Origin of the sequence: Bradyrhizobium sp. A5, from assembly GCF_042076515.1 — a bacterium.
Lineage (GTDB): Bacteria > Pseudomonadota > Alphaproteobacteria > Rhizobiales > Xanthobacteraceae > Bradyrhizobium > Bradyrhizobium cosmicum.
In genome coordinates this window covers 483,006-499,415 of sequence record NZ_CP148990.1, presented here as the reverse complement: position 1 = coordinate 499,415, position 16,410 = coordinate 483,006, and the positions used below count along the sequence as shown (strand labels likewise).

Sequence of the window (16,410 nt, the reverse complement as noted above, 5' to 3'; positions counted from 1 at the left end):
GGAGCACTCCGAGTTCGACGCACCACTCGAATTGTCCTCCGAGCAATTGCACGATGGCGACGCGATCCCTCGCATATTAGAATCGAACCATCTCCCGCACCGGTTCGCTCATGCCCCACACCTCCGCCCTGCTCGGCTTCGCCCTCGTCTCTCTCGGTCTCGTGCTGACGCCCGGGCCGAACATGATCTATCTGATCTCGCGCTCGATCACGCAGGGGCCGGCGGCGGGCATCATCTCGCTCGGCGGGGTGGCGCTGGGCTTCGTGTTCTACATGCTGTGCGCGGCGTTCGGCATCACGGCGCTGTTGCTCGCCATCCCCTTCGCTTATGACGCGCTGCGCTTTGCCGGCGCGGGCTACATGCTGTGGCTAGCGTGGCAGGCGGTGAAGCCGGGCGGACGCTCGCCGTTCCAGGTGAAGCAGCTCGCGATCGACAGCCCGCGCAAATTATTCACGATGGGCTTCGTCACCAACCTGCTCAATCCTAAGATCGCGATGCTGTATCTGGCGCTGCTGCCACAGTTCATCGACCCCACAGCCGGCAGCGTGCTGGCGCAGTCGGTGATGCTGGGAGCGATCCAGATCGCGATCAGCGTCAGCGTCAACGCCATGATCGCGCTCGCGGCCGGATCGATCGCGCTGTTCCTGGCGAGCCGGCCGAGCTGGATGCTGGTGCAGCGCTGGCTGATGGGCACGGTCCTGGCCGGGCTTGCGATCAGGATGGCGGTCGAGGCGCGGAAGGTGTGAGGCGGGACGCTGTCACGCCCCGCGCAGGCGGGGCATCCAGTACCCCGCGGGTTCTCGGCTCAATCACTGGCGTCACGGAGTACTGGGTCACCCGCCCCAGTGTGCAAGTGCGCACAAGGCGGGTGACGACAGCATCCAACCTCAATCCAGCTTCGCTTCCATGCCCCGCTTCACCGCCGGCCTCGCCATCAGGGCGTTGTACCAGCGCTTGACGTTGGGGAAATCGGCCAGATCAACCTTGTGGCGAGGGTGGCGCCAGGCCCAACCAAGGATCGCGAAATCAGCGACCGAAAGGTCGCCGGCGACAAAGTCGTGGTCCGCCAACCGGCGGTCCAGCACGCCGTAGAGCCGGCGGGTCTCGGCCATGTAGCGCTTCAGGCCGTAGGCGCGGTCCTGCTCGTTCTCGAGTGCGATGAAATGATGCACCTGGCCGGGCATCGGCCCAAAGCCACCCATCTGCCACATCAGCCATTCGTAGACGGGAATGCGGCCCGAGAGCGATTTCGGCAGGAATTTGCCGGTCTTCTCCCCGAGATAGAGCAGGATCGCGCCGGATTCGAAGATGCTGACGGGCTTGCCGTCGGGGCCCTCGGGGTCGACGATCGCTGGAATCTTGTTGTTCGGGGACAGCTTCAGGAAGTCCGGCGCCATCTGCTCGCCCTTGGTGATATTCACCGGGACCACTTTGTAGGGCAGCCCCATTTCCTCCAGCGCGACCGAGATCTTGCGGCCGTTCGGCGTGTTCCAGGTGTGGAGTTCGATGGTCATGCCCTGTTTCCTTGCCCAATAGGATTGGGCCCTCCACTACTCCGGAAGGCTGTCCCCCCACAACCGGCGGACCGGGATGGCCGACCGTCGGCCGATCCCTGTTGACTGGACCTGTCCCCTCTGGAATGTCGCGACCGTCGCGGATAAATTCCGCCACCTTCAAAAAACGCTCCCGAGGGACCGCCGTGTCGAAATCAGCCTCCCGCGCCCGCCTGTTCGAAATCATCCGCCGGCGCTCCTTCGGCCGCGGTGACGTCACGCTGGCGTCAGGTCGCAAGAGCGATTTCTACTTCAACCTCAAGCCGACCATGCTCGACCCGGAGGGCGCGACCCTGCTCGCCGAGTTGACCTATGAGACGCTGAAGGACGACAAGCTCGACTTCATCGGCGGCCTCGAGATGGGCGCGGTGCCGCTCGCCGGCGCGCTGGCGCAGATCTCCTGGATCAAGGGCCATCCGATCGCGGCGTTCTTCGTGCGCAAGAAGCCGAAGGAGCATGGCGCCAAGCTCGCGATCGAGGGGCTGCCCAGGGGCGAGACGCTTGCCGGCAAGCGCGTGGTGATCGTCGAGGACGTCACCACCACCGGCGGCTCGGCGATGAAGGCGGTGGAATCCGTGCGCGAGACCGGGGCCGAAGTGGTGCTGGTGCTGACCATGGTCGACCGCGAGGAAGGCGCCACCGACACGTTCGGTGCAGCCGGCCTGCCGTTCCGCTCGCTGTACAAGGCGTCTGAATTCTTGAAAGCCTGAGGCGGCGAAACTTTCTCCGCCGTCATGCCCGGGCCTGAGCCGGGCATCCACGTCTTCGCCGCGCAAAGGATCGTGGATGGCCGGGTCAAGCCCGGCCATGACGAGCTTTGTGGTTCAGCCCCCTCAACCCCTCATTTACCATCCCGCTTTATGGTGAATCACGTGCCAAGGCCTCGCTGGTCGCGGCCGGTTCGGTAGCGTCGGGTGGAGTCAGCGTTGCGTATAGTCATGTCCCATGCGCGCCGGCGACGTCGCGCGATGCTTGTGGCCGCCACCCTCGCAGCCCCGCTGCTTGCGGCTCCCGCCCCGGTTTCGGCCGAAGGCCTGTTCGACTTCTTCTTCGGCGGCGTGCAGCAGAAGCGGCCACAGCGTGAGGTGCCGCAGCAGGCGAGCTCCTACGCCGATCCCTTCACCGGCCAGCAGAATGCGCCCCCGCAATACGTGCCGCCGACGCGTTCGGCTGCCGCCGGCGGCTCCGGCCCGGCCTTCTGCGTGCGCAGCTGCGACGGCAAGTATTTTCCGCTGATGCGCGGCCTCGCCTCGCCCGCGCAGATGTGCCAGGCGTTCTGTCCTGCCAGCACGACCAAGGTCTATTTCGGCTCGTCGATCGACGGCGCCGCCTCACAGACCGGCGAGCGTTACACCGACAGCGAGAACGCGTTCGCCTATCGCAAGGCGCTGCGTTCGGACTGCACATGCAACGGCCGCGAGCCGGTCGGCCTCGCCCCGGTCGATCTCGGGCTGGACCCTTCGTTGAAAGCCGGCGACGTGATCGCCACCACCGACGGTCTCGTCGCCTATACCGGCATCCGCGTCGGCAACGACCAGGCGCCGGATTTCACCCCGGTCGCCTCCTATCCCGGCCTCACCGCGCAGATTCGCGCGCGCCTTGGCGAGATGAAGGTGGCTCCGGTACGGGCAGAGACGGTCGCGGCGGATGCACCGGCGTCGGTCGAGATCGTGCGTGAGGCGCTGCCTGATGTGACGGTGCCGAAGGCGACGGCGCAGAAATCGGCGAAGCGGGCGGGATTGGAGTAAGCCCCGCCTGCAATCACGCCGTCATTGCGGAGGCACTATCTCCCGATGATCACCCCGATCACATTCGGTGCCGCCAGGTATTTCTCCTCGATCGCCGCGCGGGCGGCGGCGCGGTTGTCCGCCGTCAGCAGGCCACGCTTTTCGGCCAGGATCATCCAGCAGAAGCCCCACCAGTCGGTCAGCATGCCCTGATCGTCGACGAGGTCATAACCCTGCTCGGCCGCGAAAATGCGTGCCTGCGCTTCGTCGAGCGTGTCGAGGAACAGATGGTCGTCGGGCGAGAACAGATCGTCGCTGACATCGTCGATGGTGTAGCCCCAGATCGACTGGCACACCGCGTTGAACTCGCGGTCGAACTGGTCGTCATCGACCGCGTAGCGCCGCGCCGCCTGGTGCAGCCGCGACAGCGAACGCGCAAAATCGGCGATCCGGGTGAGCGCGAATTGATCGAAGGCAATGGTGGACATGTAGTCCTCGCAAAGTCTGACAGACGCTAGATATTGTGTCGGCAACGCGCCGAATCACAATGATATATCAAAGACTTGCTAAAGTGTTCTTAATTTGTTCCGAAGCGTTACCAAAGTCTCAATAGCAGCGCGACGCCGCAATGGCGTGGACCCGGCGGTCGCCGAGCAGATGAGCGACGAAGCCGTTCTTCGGGAAGATTCTTGCGAAAGCCGCATCGCGGATGCTGAGGCCGCCGGCATAAGCGCCGAAAGCCGGCATCACGGCGCGCATCCCATCGCTGGCGAAGCACCGGCGCTCCATCGACCGCCCGCGCGCGGAGACACGGGCTTTGGGGTGCAGATGGCCGGCGATCTCGCCGCGCGCGCCGGTTGGCTCATGGCGGAAGGTGATCGGGCCGATCGCGACTTCGTCGGCGACGGTGCCGCCGAGATCGCGCGGCAGCTCGGGATCGTGATTGCCCGAGATCCAGATCCAGTCGCGGCCGGCCTGAAGCGCTGCCACGGCGTCGCAGTCGCCCACCGACAAGCGTCCATGCGCGGTGCGATCGTGAAAGCTGTCGCCGAGTGCGATGACCACGCGCGGATCATGGCGGGAAATGACTGCAGCGAGACGGCCGAGCGTCGCGATCGTATCGTAAGGCGGCAGCAGCACGCCGCGCTTGGCGAAGCTGGAGCCTTTCTCCAGATGCAGGTCGGAGACGACGAGCAGGCGCTGCTCTTCCCAGAACAATGCGCCAGAGAGATCGGCTGCGAACGTCACATCGCTGATGGTGACTTTCGAAACACGCATGTCCTCGACATCCCCTGAAACCAGCGCGCCTGCCGTCACGTCCCGCCTTCTCTTATCCCATCGCCTCTTTGACCAGCTCGTCGGCGGCTTCAGCCAGGAGCTCGTCTGCAGCTTCGCCATAGACTGACTCGCGGCCGATTTCCAGCATCACGGGGACGGCGAGCGGGGAGACACGATCGAGTTCCCGGTGGGTGATGCGGCCCTGGATGCGGGTGAGCATGTCGCTGAGACGGCGCAGATCGAGCAGACCTGTGGCCGCATCGGCGCGCGCGGCACGGAGCAGCACGTGATCAGCCTGGTGCTTGCGCAGGACGTCGTAGACGAGATCGGTCGAGAACAACACCTGGCGGCGGCTTTTCTCTTCGCCTGTGTGGCGGCGGGCAATCAGGCCGGAGATGATCGCGCAATTGCGGAACGTCCGCTTCATCAGCGCGGACTCGGCGAGCCATGCCTCGAGGTCGTCGCCGAGCATGTCGGGGTCGAACAGCGCGTTGAGGTCGAGCTTGCCGTTTCGGATCATGAATGACATGTCGCCGAGCGCCCAGATCGCCACCGCATATTCGTTGGCGACGAAGCCGAGCGGCCGCGCGCGGGCCCGCTCCAGCCGGCGCGTCAAGAGCATGCCGAGTGTCTGGTGCGCGAGGCGTCCCTCGAAGGGGTAGAAGACGATGTAATGCTTGTCCGCGCGCGGAAAGCTTTCGACCAGCAGCTCGCGCACCGCCGGCACGCGCGACACATCCTTTTGCAGCGACAGCCAGTCGCGCACCTGCTCCGGCAGGCCGTTCCACGCACGGCTGTCATCCAGCAGCCGGCGCACCCGCTCGGCGAGATAGGTCGAGAGCGGGAACTTGCCGCCCATATAGGACGGCACCTTCGGGTCCTTGTCATGCGCGCGCGAAACGTAGACCTGATCCTCGACCAGAGTTTCGTAGCGCACGACCTCGCCGCTGAACACGAAGGTGTCGCCCGGGCTCAAGCCCTCGATGAAGGCCTCCTCGATCTCGCCGAGCAACCTGCCGCCGCGCGCGATCACCCCTGTCGAGCCGCCCGCTTTTCCCTGACCGCCGCCGCGCGAACGCACCAGCCGCACCTTCAGCATGTCGTCCTCGACGATGGTGCCGACATTCATGCGGTAGCTCTGCCGCACTTTCGGATTGGCGACGCGCCAGCGGCCCTGCTTGTCCTGCTTGATGCGGGCGAAGCGCTCATAGGTTTTCAGCGCGTAGCCGCCGGAGGCGACGAAATCGACGACATCGTCGAAATCCTGGCGCGTCAGATCCGCGTAGGGCGCTGCGGTGCGCACCTCGTCGTAGAGCTCATCAGACAGAAATGGTTCGCCGCAAGCGCAGCCGAGGACGTGCTGGGCCAGCACGTCCAAGGCGCCAGTGCGCAGTGGCGGCGTGTCCTGCGCATTCTCGGCGATGGCGTCGATGGCAACGCGGCACTCCAGCACCTCGAAACGGTTCGCCGGCACCAGCACCGCGCGAGAGGCTTCGTCGAGGCGATGATTGGCACGGCCGATCCGCTGCATCAGGCGCGAGGAGCCCTTGGGGGCGCCGATATTGACGACGAGATCGACATCACCCCAGTCGACGCCGAGGTCGAGCGAGGAGGTACAGACCACGCCGCGCAGTTTGCCGGCCGACATCGCGTCTTCGACCTTGCGGCGCTGGGCGACGTCGAGCGAACCGTGATGCAGCGCGATGGCAAGGTTGTCGTCGTTCATGCTCCAGAGATTCTGGAACAGCATCTCGGCCTGGCTGCGGGTGTTGACGAAGACGAGCGTGGTCTTGTTCTGCTTGATCAGCTGGTAGATTTCGGGGAGCGCATGGCGCGCACTGTGGCCGGCCCAGGGCAGCCGCTCGCGCGTGTCGAGCATCTCGACCAGTGGCGGCGCGGCGCCGCCGGCGATGACGATATCGGCCGATTCCGCCTTGTCCTTCGGTTGCGGCACCAGGAAGCGCGCCAGCGATTCCGGCTCTGCCACAGTCGCCGACAGACCGATCGCGCGCATCTGCGGCGCCAGCCGCCACAGCCGCGCCAGCCCGAGCGACAGCAGATCGCCGCGCTTGGAGGTCACCAGCGCGTGCAGCTCGTCGAGCACGATGCGCTTGAGCGAGGAGAACAGGAACGGCGCGTCATCGGAAGAGAGCAAGAGTGCGAGCTGCTCCGGCGTGGTCAGCAAGATATCCGGCGGATAGCGCCGCTGCCGCTGCCGCCGCGACGTCGGCGTGTCGCCGGTGCGGGTCTCGATCCTGATCGGCAGCCCCATCTCGGCGACCGGCCGCTCCAGATTGCGAGCGATGTCGACGGCGAGCGCCTTCAGCGGCGAGATGTAGAGGGTATGGAGGCCGCCGCTGCGTTGGACGCTGCGGCCGGTGGAGATCACGGACTTCACCGCGGCGGGGGGGACGGAACTCAGCTCCACCAGCGTCGGCAGAAATCCCGCCAGCGTCTTGCCGGCGCCGGTCGGCGCTATCAGGAGCGCGCTAGCGTCCTCACGCGCCTTCTCCAGCAGCGCCAATTGATGCGTGCGCGGCGACCAGCCGCGGGCCGCGAACCACGCGCTGAAGCGGTCGGGCAGCAGCGCGGCCGGCTCGGCCGGGATTTTGAGGATACGGGGCGGCACGGCACCACAGGTAAGCCGTGGAGCTGGGTTCGTCGAGGGGGCAGCTACTTCACAAGCTCCGGTAGGGTGGGCAAAGCGAAGCGTGCCCACCCTACCGCTTTCGCGATTGCAGAGAGAGTCCTACTCCGACATCGGCTTGTCGGAGATGTCCCAGTCCTTGCCGGTGAAGGTGGAGATGAAGAGGGTCTTCATCGGCGTGTAGTCGTCGGGCGTGTAGCTGTAATTCACGCCGTCGAGGAAGTAGGGCGAGTGGAAGCCGTTGAGGTTCGACGCCTGCTTCAGCACGTTGGCGCGGGTGAGATCGTCGCCGCAGCGGCGCAGGATCTCGCCCATGGTCACGGCCTGGCCGTAGCCGGCGAACGCGATCGTGTTGTCCTGATCGATCGCCGGCGTGTACTTCTTGCGCAGCTCCTCGAACGCCATCACGTCGGGGTCCTTCTCCCATTTGGGCAGGCCGACTTCCTTGTTGTAGCGGATGGCGACGATGCCGGTGGCGTTTTCGAGACCCGCGGCGTTGAGGATCGAGCGGCCGGTGGAGCCTGCCGACAAGAGTTGCAGCGGCTTCCAGCCGAGCTCGACGACCTTGCGGATCGACTGCGACGTCGCCTTGCCGGTGGTGATGTTGTAGAAGACATCGGCGCCCGACTTCGAGAGGTTGATGAGCTGGGAATCGACGGTCGGCTCGGTGAGATCATAGGTCTGCTCCATGATCACCTTGGCGGTACCACCGGCGTCTTCCAGGACCTTTTTGAAGGGCCCGAGGAAGTCGCGGCCGAAATCGTCGTTCTGGTAGAGGATGCCGATCTTGGCGTTCGGCTTCACGCTCACGACGTGCCGCGCCAGGATGCGCGCCTCGGTCGGATAGAGCGGCAGGCCGGCCATGGTCCATTTGAACTCTTTCGGGTTGTTCCACTTCGACGCGCCGGTGTTGAGCAGCAGCTGCGGCACGCCCTTGGAGTTCAGGTATTTGTGCACGGAGGTCTGCGGCGCGGTGCCGAGCGAGCCGTAGAGCGCGAGCACCTCTTCCTGCTCGACCAGACGCCGTGTCGCCTCGACGCATTTCGGCGCGCTGTAGGCGTCGTCCATGGTGAGGAACTTGACCTTGCGTCCGTTGATGCCGCCCTTCTCGTTCAGCATCTGGAAATAGGCCTCACCGATGCGGCCAAGCACGCCGTAGAGCGAGCCGGGACCGGAATGCGGCACGGTCTGCCCGATCTTGATCTCGGTGTCGCTCGCACCCGCATCGTATTTCTTCTCGGCGGCCCAGACGTAAGGCGCGGGCAATGTGGATGCAGCGATGGTTGCGAGCGCGCCGGCGCTGAAATCGCGCCGCGATGGATTCTTCGTCATTGTTTTGTTTCTCCCTAGTGCGCGCATTGTGCTGGCATCGCAGCTCCGCTCGCAAGTGGGAAGTCGTCGCTTTGCGGCGCAATGACGCTCAAATTGCAGAGTGTTTAGCGCCTAGACTCAAGTTTTCTCGACGACGACAACGAGACCGCTGACCGGCTCGTTGTTCTCGACGCGCGGCGAGGCCGGCTCCAGTGTCAACAGCTTGAGGCCGGCCATCGCAATCGCAGCGCGTGCATATTCCGCCGAATGGGCATAGCGCAGGCCTTCGCCAAGAACGATGCCGTTGCCACCATGCGTCTCCAGCGTGAAGGCGAGCACGCCACCGGATGCGAGCACTCGCTGTGCTTCGCTCAGCACCGGCGCGAGATCGGAAAGATAGACGAAGGCATCCGCGGCGACGACGAGGTTCGCGCTCGCATCGTCCTTTCCGCGCAGGCCTTCGATCATGTCGGCGACTTCGAGCTCGGCATAAAGACCGGTGGCGCGTGCCTGCTTGATCATGCCGGGCGACAGATCGATGCCGACGAAATGATCGACTTGTTTTGCGAAGGCGGCGGCCGCAAGCCCGGTGCCGCAGCCGAGATCGATGGCGCGCTTGAACAAAGCGGGCTTCTTCGCAGCGACGCGGGCGGCCACCACCGCCTTGAAGATCAGCGACGGCGCGCGATAATCGAGATCGTTGACCAGGACATGCTCGAAGCGCGGCGCATATTGATCGAACAGGGCCTGCACATAGGCCCTGGGCATCTCGGACAATTGCTCGTCGCCAAGCCGTATCAGATGCAAATGGGCGCCATGCTGGTCGTCGGGATCGGACTCGCGCGATTTTCGAAACGCCGCGATCGCCTTGTCGCGCTCGCCGAGCTGGGCGCGGATTTCGCCGAGCGTGAACCAGGCCGAGGTAAAATTCGGCGCGAGCTCGATGGCCTGCTCGATGAGGTCGGCGGCGGCGGGCAGATCGCCCTTGAGCTGGAGGTCGCGCGCGAACTCGAAACGACGGTCGGCCATGAGATCGCCGGAGGAGTGGAACAGGCGCAGGGGCATTGGGAACCAGGAAGCGAAGCGGGCGGATGACTCGAAGACGCGGGGTCGCAACCTATATAACAGGCATGCGTCCGCAAGACATCCTGTTGCCAGCTGCTGCCGGCCTGTGCTGCAAGCCCGGCGGCTTCCATATCGACCCTGTTCGCCCGGTCGAACGGGCCGTGATCACCCACGGCCATTCCGACCATGCCCGCGCTGGCCATGGCGCGGTGCTGGCGACGCAGGAGACGCTGGACATGATGCGTCTGCGCTACGGCGAGAACTTTGCCGGATCGACGCAGCCGATCGGTTACGGCGAGGAGATCCGGCTCGGCGATGTCAGGGTGAAATTTCATCCAGCCGGTCATGTGCTTGGCTCGGCGCAGATCGCGGTGACCTGCAAGGACACCTGCATCGTCGCCTCCGGCGACTACAAGGATGCGCCCGACCCGACCTGCACGCCGTTCGAGCTGGTGCCCTGCGACGTCTTCATCACCGAGGCCACTTTTGGTCTGCCGGTGTTCCGGCACGGCGATGCCGCCGACGAGGTCGAGAAGCTGCTCGCCTCCGTCGCGCTGTTTCCCGAGCGCGCGCATCTCGTTGGCGCCTATTCGCTCGGCAAGGCGCAGCGGGTGATCGCGCTGCTGCGGCAGGCCGGCTACGACGCGCCGGTCTATCTGCATGGCGCGATGGAGAAGATCACGCATTACTATCAGAGCCGCGGGATTCCGCTCGGCGAGCTCAGGCCGGTGATCGGCGTGAAGAAGGCGGCGCTTGCCGGCACCATCACGCTGGCGCCGCCTTCGGCGACATCGGACGTCTGGACGCGCCGCTTTCCCGATCCCGTCACAGCCTTCGCATCGGGATGGATGCGGGTGCGCGCCCGGGCGCGGCAGCGCGGCATCGAGCTGCCGCTGGTGATCTCCGATCATGCCGACTGGGACGGCCTCACCGCCACCATCGCCGCGACCGGCGCCGGCGAGATCTGGGTCACCCACGGCCAGGAAGACGCGCTGGTGCACTGGTGCAAGTCGCAAGGCCTGCGGGCGCAGCCGCTCGACCTCGTCGGTTATGGCGACGAGGAGGAAAGCGGGACGCCGCTTGCCGACGAGGCCGACGCATGAACCGCTTCGCCGAACTTCTGGACCGCCTCGCCTACGAGCCCGGCCGCAACAACAAGCTGCGGCTGATCACCGGCTATTTCCGCGAGGTCGGCGATCCCGACCGCGGCTACGCGCTGGCGGCGCTCACAGGCGCGCTCAGCTTCAAGCACGCCAAGCCTGCCCTGATTCGCGACCTGATCGCATCGCGCACCGATCCGGTGCTGTTCGGATTGAGTTACGACTATGTCGGCGATCTCTCGGAGACGGTGGCGCTGATGTGGCCGACGGCGGTGGGCGTCCATAACAACCCACCTCCCCCCACCCTCACCGAGGTCGTCACCACGCTGCGCACCCTCGGCAAGACCGAGCTGCCGAAGCAGCTCGAACGCTGGCTCGACGAACTCGACGAAACCGGCCGCTGGGCATTGCTGAAACTCGTCACCGGGGCATTGCGCATCGGCATTTCCGCTCGGCTGGCGAAGACCGCGGCCGCAGCACTCGGCGACAAGGATCCACACGAGGTCGAGCTGATCTGGCCGGGCCTCAGCGCCCCCTATCTCGACCTGTTCGCCTGGCTGGAGGGCCGCGCCGAAAAGCCGATCAATCGCGATCCTGCGCCGTTCCGGCCGGTGATGCTGGCGCATGCGATCGAGGACAGTGATTTCGCGAGCCTCGATCCCGCCGACTACATCGCCGAATGGAAATGGGACGGCATCCGCGTGCAGGCGGTGGCTGGCCGCGACGAGCGCGGCCAAATCACGGCGCGGCTCTATTCGCGCACCGGCGAGGACATCACGGGAAGCTTTCCGGACCTCGTGCCGTCGCTGCGACTGGCAGGCGCGATCGACGGCGAACTGCTGATCCTGCGCGAAGGCCGCGTGCAGAGCTTCAACGTCCTGCAGCAGCGGCTCAACCGCAAGCTCGTCTCGCCGAAGCTGATCAAGGAGTTTCCGATTCACCTGCGCGCCTACGATCTGCTCGGCGACGACGAGAACGATCTGCGCGAGCTGTCTTTCGCGGGGCGGCGTGAACGGCTGGAGACGTTCGTCGCGAAGCTTGGGGATCCCCGCATTGATCTGTCTCCCACCGTCCCCTTCGCAAGCTGGGACGCATTGACTGCCGCGCGCGCCGACCCCGCGAGTGCAGGCGCGGGCGAGGATGCCGACGCCGTCGAGGGCGTGATGCTGAAACGGCGTGATGCGCCGTACCTGCCCGGGCGGCCGAAGGGGCAATGGTGGAAGTGGAAGCGCGATCCGCACATCATCGATGCCGTCCTGATGTATGCGCAGCGCGGCCACGGCAAGCGCTCGTCCTATTATTCCGATTACACCTTCGGTGTTTGGACCGAGACCGAGGTCGGCGAGGAGCTGGTGCCGGTTGGAAAGGCCTATTTCGGCTTCACCGACGAAGAGCTGTTGCAGATCGACCGCTTCGTCCGCCGCAACACCACCGAAAAATTCGGCCCCGTCCGCCATGTCGTGCACGAGGGCGACAAAGGGCTGGTGCTGGAGGTCGCCTTCGAAGGCCTGCAGCGGTCGCCGCGGCACAAATCCGGCGTCGCCATGCGCTTTCCCCGCATCAGCCGCCTGCGCTGGGACAAGCCGCCGCGCGAGGCGGACCGGCTGGAAACGCTGGAAAAGATGCTGAAGACGGACGAATCCCTTCCAACAATTAAGGTTGCGGCATCTGCCGACAGCCATTGAAGAGGGAATGCGGGTTCCCCATGTGCCCCGCCGTGCCCTATAATGGGGTCGAATCCCCGCGAGGAGTTTTTTGAGATGGTCCAAGACGTCAGAGATTTGCCGGCCGGCCGCAGCGATGGGCTGAACCGCTTTCTCGGCGGCTCGCCGCTGGCGGTCGCGTTTCGCCTGGTCCTGCTCTCGATCCTGGTCGGCGTCGTGCTCGCCGCGATCGGCTTCGATCCCTGGAACATCCTCTCCAGCATCCGCCTGCTGTTCCAGCGCCTGTGGGATCTCGGCTTCGACACGGTGAACTGGCTGTGGCGCTACTTCCTGCTCGGCGCCGTCATCGTGATCCCGGTCTGGCTGCTGATGCGCGTGTTCGGCGCACCGCGCGGCCGGTAAGCCCGACCGGGCGATGGGTCGGTAGACGCAACTGATGCACGCGCCCGTTCATCCCAGGGTCGGCTCACGCCAGGTCTTCGCCATCGCCGGTCCCGCGATGGTCGCGAACCTGACCACGCCGCTGATCGGCGTGGTCTCGACCACCGCGATCGGAAGGCTGGACGATGCCGCGCTGCTCGGCGGCGTCGCGATGGCGTCGGTGATCTTCGACTGCCTGTTCTGGCTGTTCGGTTTCCTGCGCATGAGCACGCTCGCCTTCACCGCGCAGGCGCTGGGTGCCGGCGAGACCCGCGAGCTGACCGCGATCCTGATGCGCGGCTTCATCGTCGCCGGCCTGATTGGCGCTGCGTTGATCGTATTGCAACTGCCGCTCGCCACCGCGCTGTTCGACCTGATGGGCGGCAGCGAAGGCGTCACGCGCGCCGCCAAGTCCTATTTCATGATCCGGATCTGGTCGGCGCCACTCGCCCTCGCCAACTACGTCATACTCGGCTGGCTGATCGGCCAGGCCCGCGCCAATCCGGCGCTGTTGCTCCAGGTCGCCATCAACCTCGTCAACATGGTGGCGACGATTCTGCTGGTGCTGGTCTACGACACCGGCATCGCAGGTGCGGCAGTCGCCGCGCTGCTATCGGAGACGATCGGTTTCATGCTCGGTGTGATCGTGTGCCGGCACTTTGCGGATGGCGGGCTTGCCATTCCTCGCGCGACGCTGTTCGACCGGGACAAGCTGATGCGGCTGCTGTCGGTGAACTCCGACATCTTGATCCGCACCGCGGCGCTGATCGCCGTCTTCCTGTTCTTCACCGCCAAGGGGGCCCGCGCCGGCGACGTCACGCTGGCCGCAAACTCCGTGCTCAACAATTTCCTGCTGGTCAGCGCCTTCTTCCTCGACGGCCTTGCCAACGCAGCCCAGCAGCTTTGCGGCCGAACTTTTGGCGCGCGCGATGCCAGGGGCTTCGCGGATTCGACCCGGCTCGTGCTGCTGTGGGGACTCGGCTTCGCGCTGGTGGTCGCGGCGCTGTTCGCCCTGTTCGGGCCGGCCCTGATCGATTTCATGACGGCGAGCGAAGCCGTCCGGCGAGCTGCGCGCGAGTTCCTGCCGTTCGTCGTATTCGCGCCCCTGCCCGGCGTTTTCGCCTTCGGCTTCGATGGCATCTATATCGGCGCGACCTGGGCGCGCGAGATGCGAAATCTGATGCTGGCCGCGCTCGCAATCTTCCTGGCCACCTGGTGGGCGCTGCAATCGTTCGGCAATGCCGGGCTGTGGTGGGCGTTGATCGCGTCCTACGTCGCGCGCGGCGGCTTGCAGGCGGCCCGCTATCCGGCGCAGTTCAGGGCGACGTTCGCCCCTCCCTCGCCCCGCTTGCAGGTAGAGGCATAGGAGGACTCACATCCCCGGCCAGTCTTCCGCCGTCAGCGTCGCCGCATCCGCGCCGACGATCTCCGACAGGGAATCGCGTCCCGTGCGCAGCAGCGTCGAGGTCAGGTCGCGCTTGATCTCGTCGACGAGACCGAGGCCCTTGTAGACCAGCGACGAATAGAGCTGGATCAGGCTCGCGCCCGCACGAATCTTCGTCAACGCAGCGCCGCCGGAATCGACGCCGCCGACGCCGATCAGGGGGAATGCGCCTTCGACGCGTACATAGGTCTCTGCAACCATGCGCGTCGACAGGCGGAACAGCGGCCGGCCGGACAGGCCGCCCTGCTCCTTGGCGCGCGTGTCCTCGCGCAGCGTGCTCGGCCGCGCGATGGTCGTGTTGGAGACGATCATGCCGTCGACCCGGCGCGACCGCGCCACCTGCACGACGTCGTCGAGCTGGGCGAGGCTCAGATCCGGCGCGATCTTGAGCAGCACCGGCGTGTCGCCGGCCTTCTGGCGCACCCGCTCGCGTGCGTCGATCACGCGCCCGAGGAGATCGTCGAGCAGCGCGCCTTCCTGCAGATTGCGCAGGCCCGGCGTGTTCGGCGAGGAGACGTTGACGGTGAAGTAGCTCGCCACCGGCGCAAAGGTCTCGATCAGCCTGACGTAGTCGGCGACACGATCGGCTGAATCCTTGTTGGCGCCGACATTGACGCCGACGATGCCGCCGTGCTGCGCGCGCGCGGCAAGCCGGCGCAGCACCACTTCGGCGCCGTCATTGTTGAAGCCCATGCGGTTGATGACGGCCTCGTCGCGCTCGAGGCGAAACAGCCGCGGCCGCGGATTGCCGGCCTGCGGCTTCGGCGTCACCGAGCCGATCTCGACGAAGCCGAAACCGAGCCGCAGCAGCGCGTCCGGCACCTCCGCGCTCTTGTCGAAACCCGCGGCCATGCCGATTGGATTGGGGAAGTTGAGCCCGAAGGCGCGCACCGCGAGCTTGGGGTCGTCGGCGCGCGGCTTGCCCGGCGGCAGGAAGCGCAGGCCCTGGATCGCGAGGCGATGCGCATCCTCCGGATCGAGCCAGCGCAGCACCGGAAGCGAAAAAGCGTCGAAGGCGCGGATCACGGCAGAAGCTCCGGAATGTCGTGGCCGCCATCGGAGCGCATGTTGAGGTTCATCACCGAGAGCACCGCGCCAAGATCGAGCTCGCCATAGAGATGCGGAAACAGCTCCTCGTTGCGCGAGCGCTCCCAGCGCAATTCGCCGCCAAGCGCATCGCCGTCGACCTCGACCAGGAACAGCGCCCGCTGGCCGAAATAATGCTTGCGCAAGGTCTCTGGAACCTGAGCGGCGGTCGACAAGTGGATGAAACCGTCGCGCGAATCGTCCTCGCTGCCGAGGTAAACACCCTGCCGTTCCGCCTCGCGCCAGGCCGAGGCCGGACAGATTTTGTAGATCTTGACCACCGCTTGCGGAGCCCTTTGAATTTCCCGGGTTTTTTCGTCTCTTGCGGGTCTTGAAACCCGGGCGCGACCGTAAAGGCGGCTCCCCCTGAACTCAAGAGTTAGAGCCGCCCCTTGCACGGGAAACGGAAAACCGGTTGATTTGAGGACAGTTTTCCTGAGTTGCGACGGGCTGGACCTTTCATGGTCAGGCAGGCCAAAGCGCAGAGGATACTCTCTCACGACCAGATCTGGGTCGCGCTGGATCGGCTGGCGGAGCGTGCCGGCCTGTCGCCGTCCGGTCTTGCCAGGCGCGCCGGGCTCGATCCCACTACTTTCAACCGATCCAAGCGCGTCACCGCCGACGGCCGCGAGCGCTGGCCTTCCACCGAATCGATCGCCAAGGCGCTGGCGGCGACCGGCGACGCGCTCGACACCTTTGCCAGACTGGTCGGCGACGATTCAGGCGACGGCCGTTCGCTGCCGCTGCTCGACTTCGCGCTGGCCGGCGCGAGCGGCGCCTTCGACGAGCAAGGCCGTCCCTCCGGCAAGGGCTGGACCGAGACTGCGCTTCCCACCGACGAGGACAGCCACATCTTTGCGCTGGAGATCTCCGGCGACGCGCTCGCGCCGGTGTATCGCAGCGGCGACATCATCCTGGTCTCGCCCCGCGCGCCGATCCGCAAAGGGGATCGCGTGGTGGTGAAGACCAAAGCGGGCGAAGTCACGATCGCGACGTTGAAGCGACGCACCGCCAAGGTGCTGGAATTGCAGCCGCTCGAAGCGGCGCAGTCCGGGCGCACGATCGCGGCGAACGACGTCGGCTGGATCGCGCGCATCGTGTGGGCAAGCCAGTGA

At 65.7% G+C, this 16,410-nt stretch carries 16 protein-coding genes; 8 read left to right on the top strand and 8 right to left on the bottom strand.

The genetic code is table 11. The features are described from left to right. The first annotated feature begins 110 nt into the window (after window positions 1-110). Window positions 111-746 (top strand): LysE family translocator, encoded by a 636-nt coding sequence (locus WHZ77_RS02275; RefSeq protein WP_375312198.1) that lies wholly within the window; start codon window positions 111-113, stop codon window positions 744-746. 141 nt (window positions 747-887) lie between these two features. On the opposite strand, the gene WHZ77_RS02270 is transcribed toward WHZ77_RS02275, so the two are convergent. Beyond that, a complete protein-coding gene (locus WHZ77_RS02270; protein ID WP_375312197.1) occupies window positions 888-1,514 on the bottom strand; it encodes a glutathione S-transferase family protein in 627 nt (208 codons plus the stop codon). A 185-nt stretch (window positions 1,515-1,699) separates the two neighbouring features. Here WHZ77_RS02270 and pyrE point away from each other — a divergent pair, with 185 nt between their 5' ends. Together pyrE and WHZ77_RS02260 are read left to right on the top strand one after the other, a co-directional pair. Then, on the top strand, window positions 1,700-2,263 hold the full coding sequence (pyrE, locus tag WHZ77_RS02265; protein WP_375312196.1) for an orotate phosphoribosyltransferase: 564 nt from the start codon (window positions 1,700-1,702) through the stop codon (window positions 2,261-2,263). A 258-nt stretch (window positions 2,264-2,521) separates the two neighbouring features. Continuing rightward, window positions 2,522-3,301: a DUF2865 domain-containing protein gene (locus WHZ77_RS02260; protein WP_375312195.1), complete on the top strand. Its 780-nt coding sequence runs from the start codon at window positions 2,522-2,524 to the stop codon at window positions 3,299-3,301. A 35-nt stretch (window positions 3,302-3,336) separates the two neighbouring features. On the opposite strand, the gene WHZ77_RS02255 is transcribed toward WHZ77_RS02260, so the two are convergent. The 5 genes from WHZ77_RS02255 to WHZ77_RS02235 form a co-directional block, all read right to left on the bottom strand. Further along, entirely contained in the window at window positions 3,337-3,768 is a 432-nt protein-coding gene (locus WHZ77_RS02255; protein ID WP_151645098.1) for a hypothetical protein, read from the bottom strand. A gap of 118 nt (window positions 3,769-3,886) precedes the next feature. Then, window positions 3,887-4,558 (bottom strand): ligase-associated DNA damage response endonuclease PdeM, encoded by a 672-nt coding sequence (pdeM, locus tag WHZ77_RS02250; protein ID WP_375312194.1) that lies wholly within the window; start codon window positions 4,556-4,558, stop codon window positions 3,887-3,889. A gap of 52 nt (window positions 4,559-4,610) precedes the next feature. Further along, window positions 4,611-7,187 carry a ligase-associated DNA damage response DEXH box helicase gene (locus tag WHZ77_RS02245; RefSeq protein WP_375312193.1) on the bottom strand — a complete coding sequence of 859 codons (2,577 nt, stop codon included), beginning with the start codon at window positions 7,185-7,187 and terminating at the stop codon, window positions 4,611-4,613. A gap of 120 nt (window positions 7,188-7,307) precedes the next feature. Further along, the gene (locus WHZ77_RS02240; protein ID WP_143842926.1) at window positions 7,308-8,537 is read right to left on the bottom strand and encodes an ABC transporter substrate-binding protein; all 1,230 of its coding nucleotides are present in this window, start codon (window positions 8,535-8,537) and stop codon (window positions 7,308-7,310) included. 117 nt (window positions 8,538-8,654) lie between these two features. Further along, window positions 8,655-9,581 carry a methyltransferase domain-containing protein gene (locus WHZ77_RS02235; RefSeq protein ID WP_375312192.1) on the bottom strand — a complete coding sequence of 309 codons (927 nt, stop codon included), beginning with the start codon at window positions 9,579-9,581 and terminating at the stop codon, window positions 8,655-8,657. Between the two features lie 65 nt (window positions 9,582-9,646). Between WHZ77_RS02235 and WHZ77_RS02230 the strand changes: the two genes are divergently transcribed. The 4 genes from WHZ77_RS02230 (at window position 9,647) to WHZ77_RS02215 (ending at window position 14,131) form a co-directional block, all read left to right on the top strand. Next, the gene (locus WHZ77_RS02230) at window positions 9,647-10,684 is read left to right on the top strand and encodes a ligase-associated DNA damage response exonuclease (RefSeq protein WP_375312191.1); all 1,038 of its coding nucleotides are present in this window, start codon (window positions 9,647-9,649) and stop codon (window positions 10,682-10,684) included. Beyond that, a complete protein-coding gene (locus tag WHZ77_RS02225; RefSeq protein ID WP_375312190.1) occupies window positions 10,681-12,366 on the top strand; it encodes a cisplatin damage response ATP-dependent DNA ligase in 1,686 nt (561 codons plus the stop codon). The genes WHZ77_RS02230 and WHZ77_RS02225 overlap by 4 nt, the downstream gene beginning before the upstream one ends. Window positions 12,367-12,441: 75 nt before the next feature. After that, window positions 12,442-12,747 carry a DUF6460 domain-containing protein gene (locus WHZ77_RS02220; RefSeq protein ID WP_375312189.1) on the top strand — a complete coding sequence of 102 codons (306 nt, stop codon included), beginning with the start codon at window positions 12,442-12,444 and terminating at the stop codon, window positions 12,745-12,747. A 34-nt stretch (window positions 12,748-12,781) separates the two neighbouring features. Further along, a complete protein-coding gene (locus WHZ77_RS02215) occupies window positions 12,782-14,131 on the top strand; it encodes an MATE family efflux transporter (RefSeq protein WP_375312188.1) in 1,350 nt (449 codons plus the stop codon). Between the two features lie 6 nt (window positions 14,132-14,137). Here WHZ77_RS02215 and WHZ77_RS02210 read toward each other — a convergent pair whose 3' ends face one another. Further along, the gene (locus tag WHZ77_RS02210; RefSeq protein WP_375312187.1) at window positions 14,138-15,235 is read right to left on the bottom strand and encodes a quinone-dependent dihydroorotate dehydrogenase; all 1,098 of its coding nucleotides are present in this window, start codon (window positions 15,233-15,235) and stop codon (window positions 14,138-14,140) included. Next, window positions 15,232-15,576, bottom strand: a complete 345-nt coding sequence (locus WHZ77_RS02205; protein ID WP_375312186.1) for a DUF952 domain-containing protein — start codon at window positions 15,574-15,576, stop codon at window positions 15,232-15,234. The genes WHZ77_RS02210 and WHZ77_RS02205 overlap by 4 nt, the downstream gene beginning before the upstream one ends. Window positions 15,577-15,756: 180 nt before the next feature. Here WHZ77_RS02205 and WHZ77_RS02200 point away from each other — a divergent pair, with 180 nt between their 5' ends. Next, on the top strand, window positions 15,757-16,410 hold the full coding sequence (locus tag WHZ77_RS02200) for a helix-turn-helix transcriptional regulator (RefSeq protein WP_375312185.1): 654 nt from the start codon (window positions 15,757-15,759) through the stop codon (window positions 16,408-16,410).

Excerpts from the sequence above, each read along its gene's own strand:
- WHZ77_RS02275 (WP_375312198.1), top strand. The coding sequence starts at position 111 with ATGCCCCACACCTCCGCCCTGCTCGGCTTCGCCCTCGTCTCTCTCGGT.
- WHZ77_RS02270 (WP_375312197.1), bottom strand. The coding sequence starts at position 1,514 with ATGACCATCGAACTCCACACCTGGAACACGCCGAACGGCCGCAAGATC.
- WHZ77_RS02260 (WP_375312195.1), top strand. The coding sequence starts at position 2,522 with ATGCTTGTGGCCGCCACCCTCGCAGCCCCGCTGCTTGCGGCTCCCGCC.
- WHZ77_RS02255 (WP_151645098.1), bottom strand. The coding sequence starts at position 3,768 with ATGTCCACCATTGCCTTCGATCAATTCGCGCTCACCCGGATCGCCGAT.
- pdeM (WP_375312194.1), bottom strand. The coding sequence starts at position 4,558 with ATGCGTGTTTCGAAAGTCACCATCAGCGATGTGACGTTCGCAGCCGAT.
- WHZ77_RS02240 (WP_143842926.1), bottom strand. The coding sequence starts at position 8,537 with ATGACGAAGAATCCATCGCGGCGCGATTTCAGCGCCGGCGCGCTCGCA.
- WHZ77_RS02235 (WP_375312192.1), bottom strand. The coding sequence starts at position 9,581 with ATGCCCCTGCGCCTGTTCCACTCCTCCGGCGATCTCATGGCCGACCGT.
- WHZ77_RS02230 (WP_375312191.1), top strand. The coding sequence starts at position 9,647 with ATGCGTCCGCAAGACATCCTGTTGCCAGCTGCTGCCGGCCTGTGCTGC.
- WHZ77_RS02225 (WP_375312190.1), top strand. The coding sequence starts at position 10,681 with ATGAACCGCTTCGCCGAACTTCTGGACCGCCTCGCCTACGAGCCCGGC.
- WHZ77_RS02220 (WP_375312189.1), top strand. The coding sequence starts at position 12,442 with ATGGTCCAAGACGTCAGAGATTTGCCGGCCGGCCGCAGCGATGGGCTG.
- WHZ77_RS02215 (WP_375312188.1), top strand. The coding sequence starts at position 12,782 with ATGCACGCGCCCGTTCATCCCAGGGTCGGCTCACGCCAGGTCTTCGCC.
- WHZ77_RS02200 (WP_375312185.1), top strand. The coding sequence starts at position 15,757 with ATGGTCAGGCAGGCCAAAGCGCAGAGGATACTCTCTCACGACCAGATC.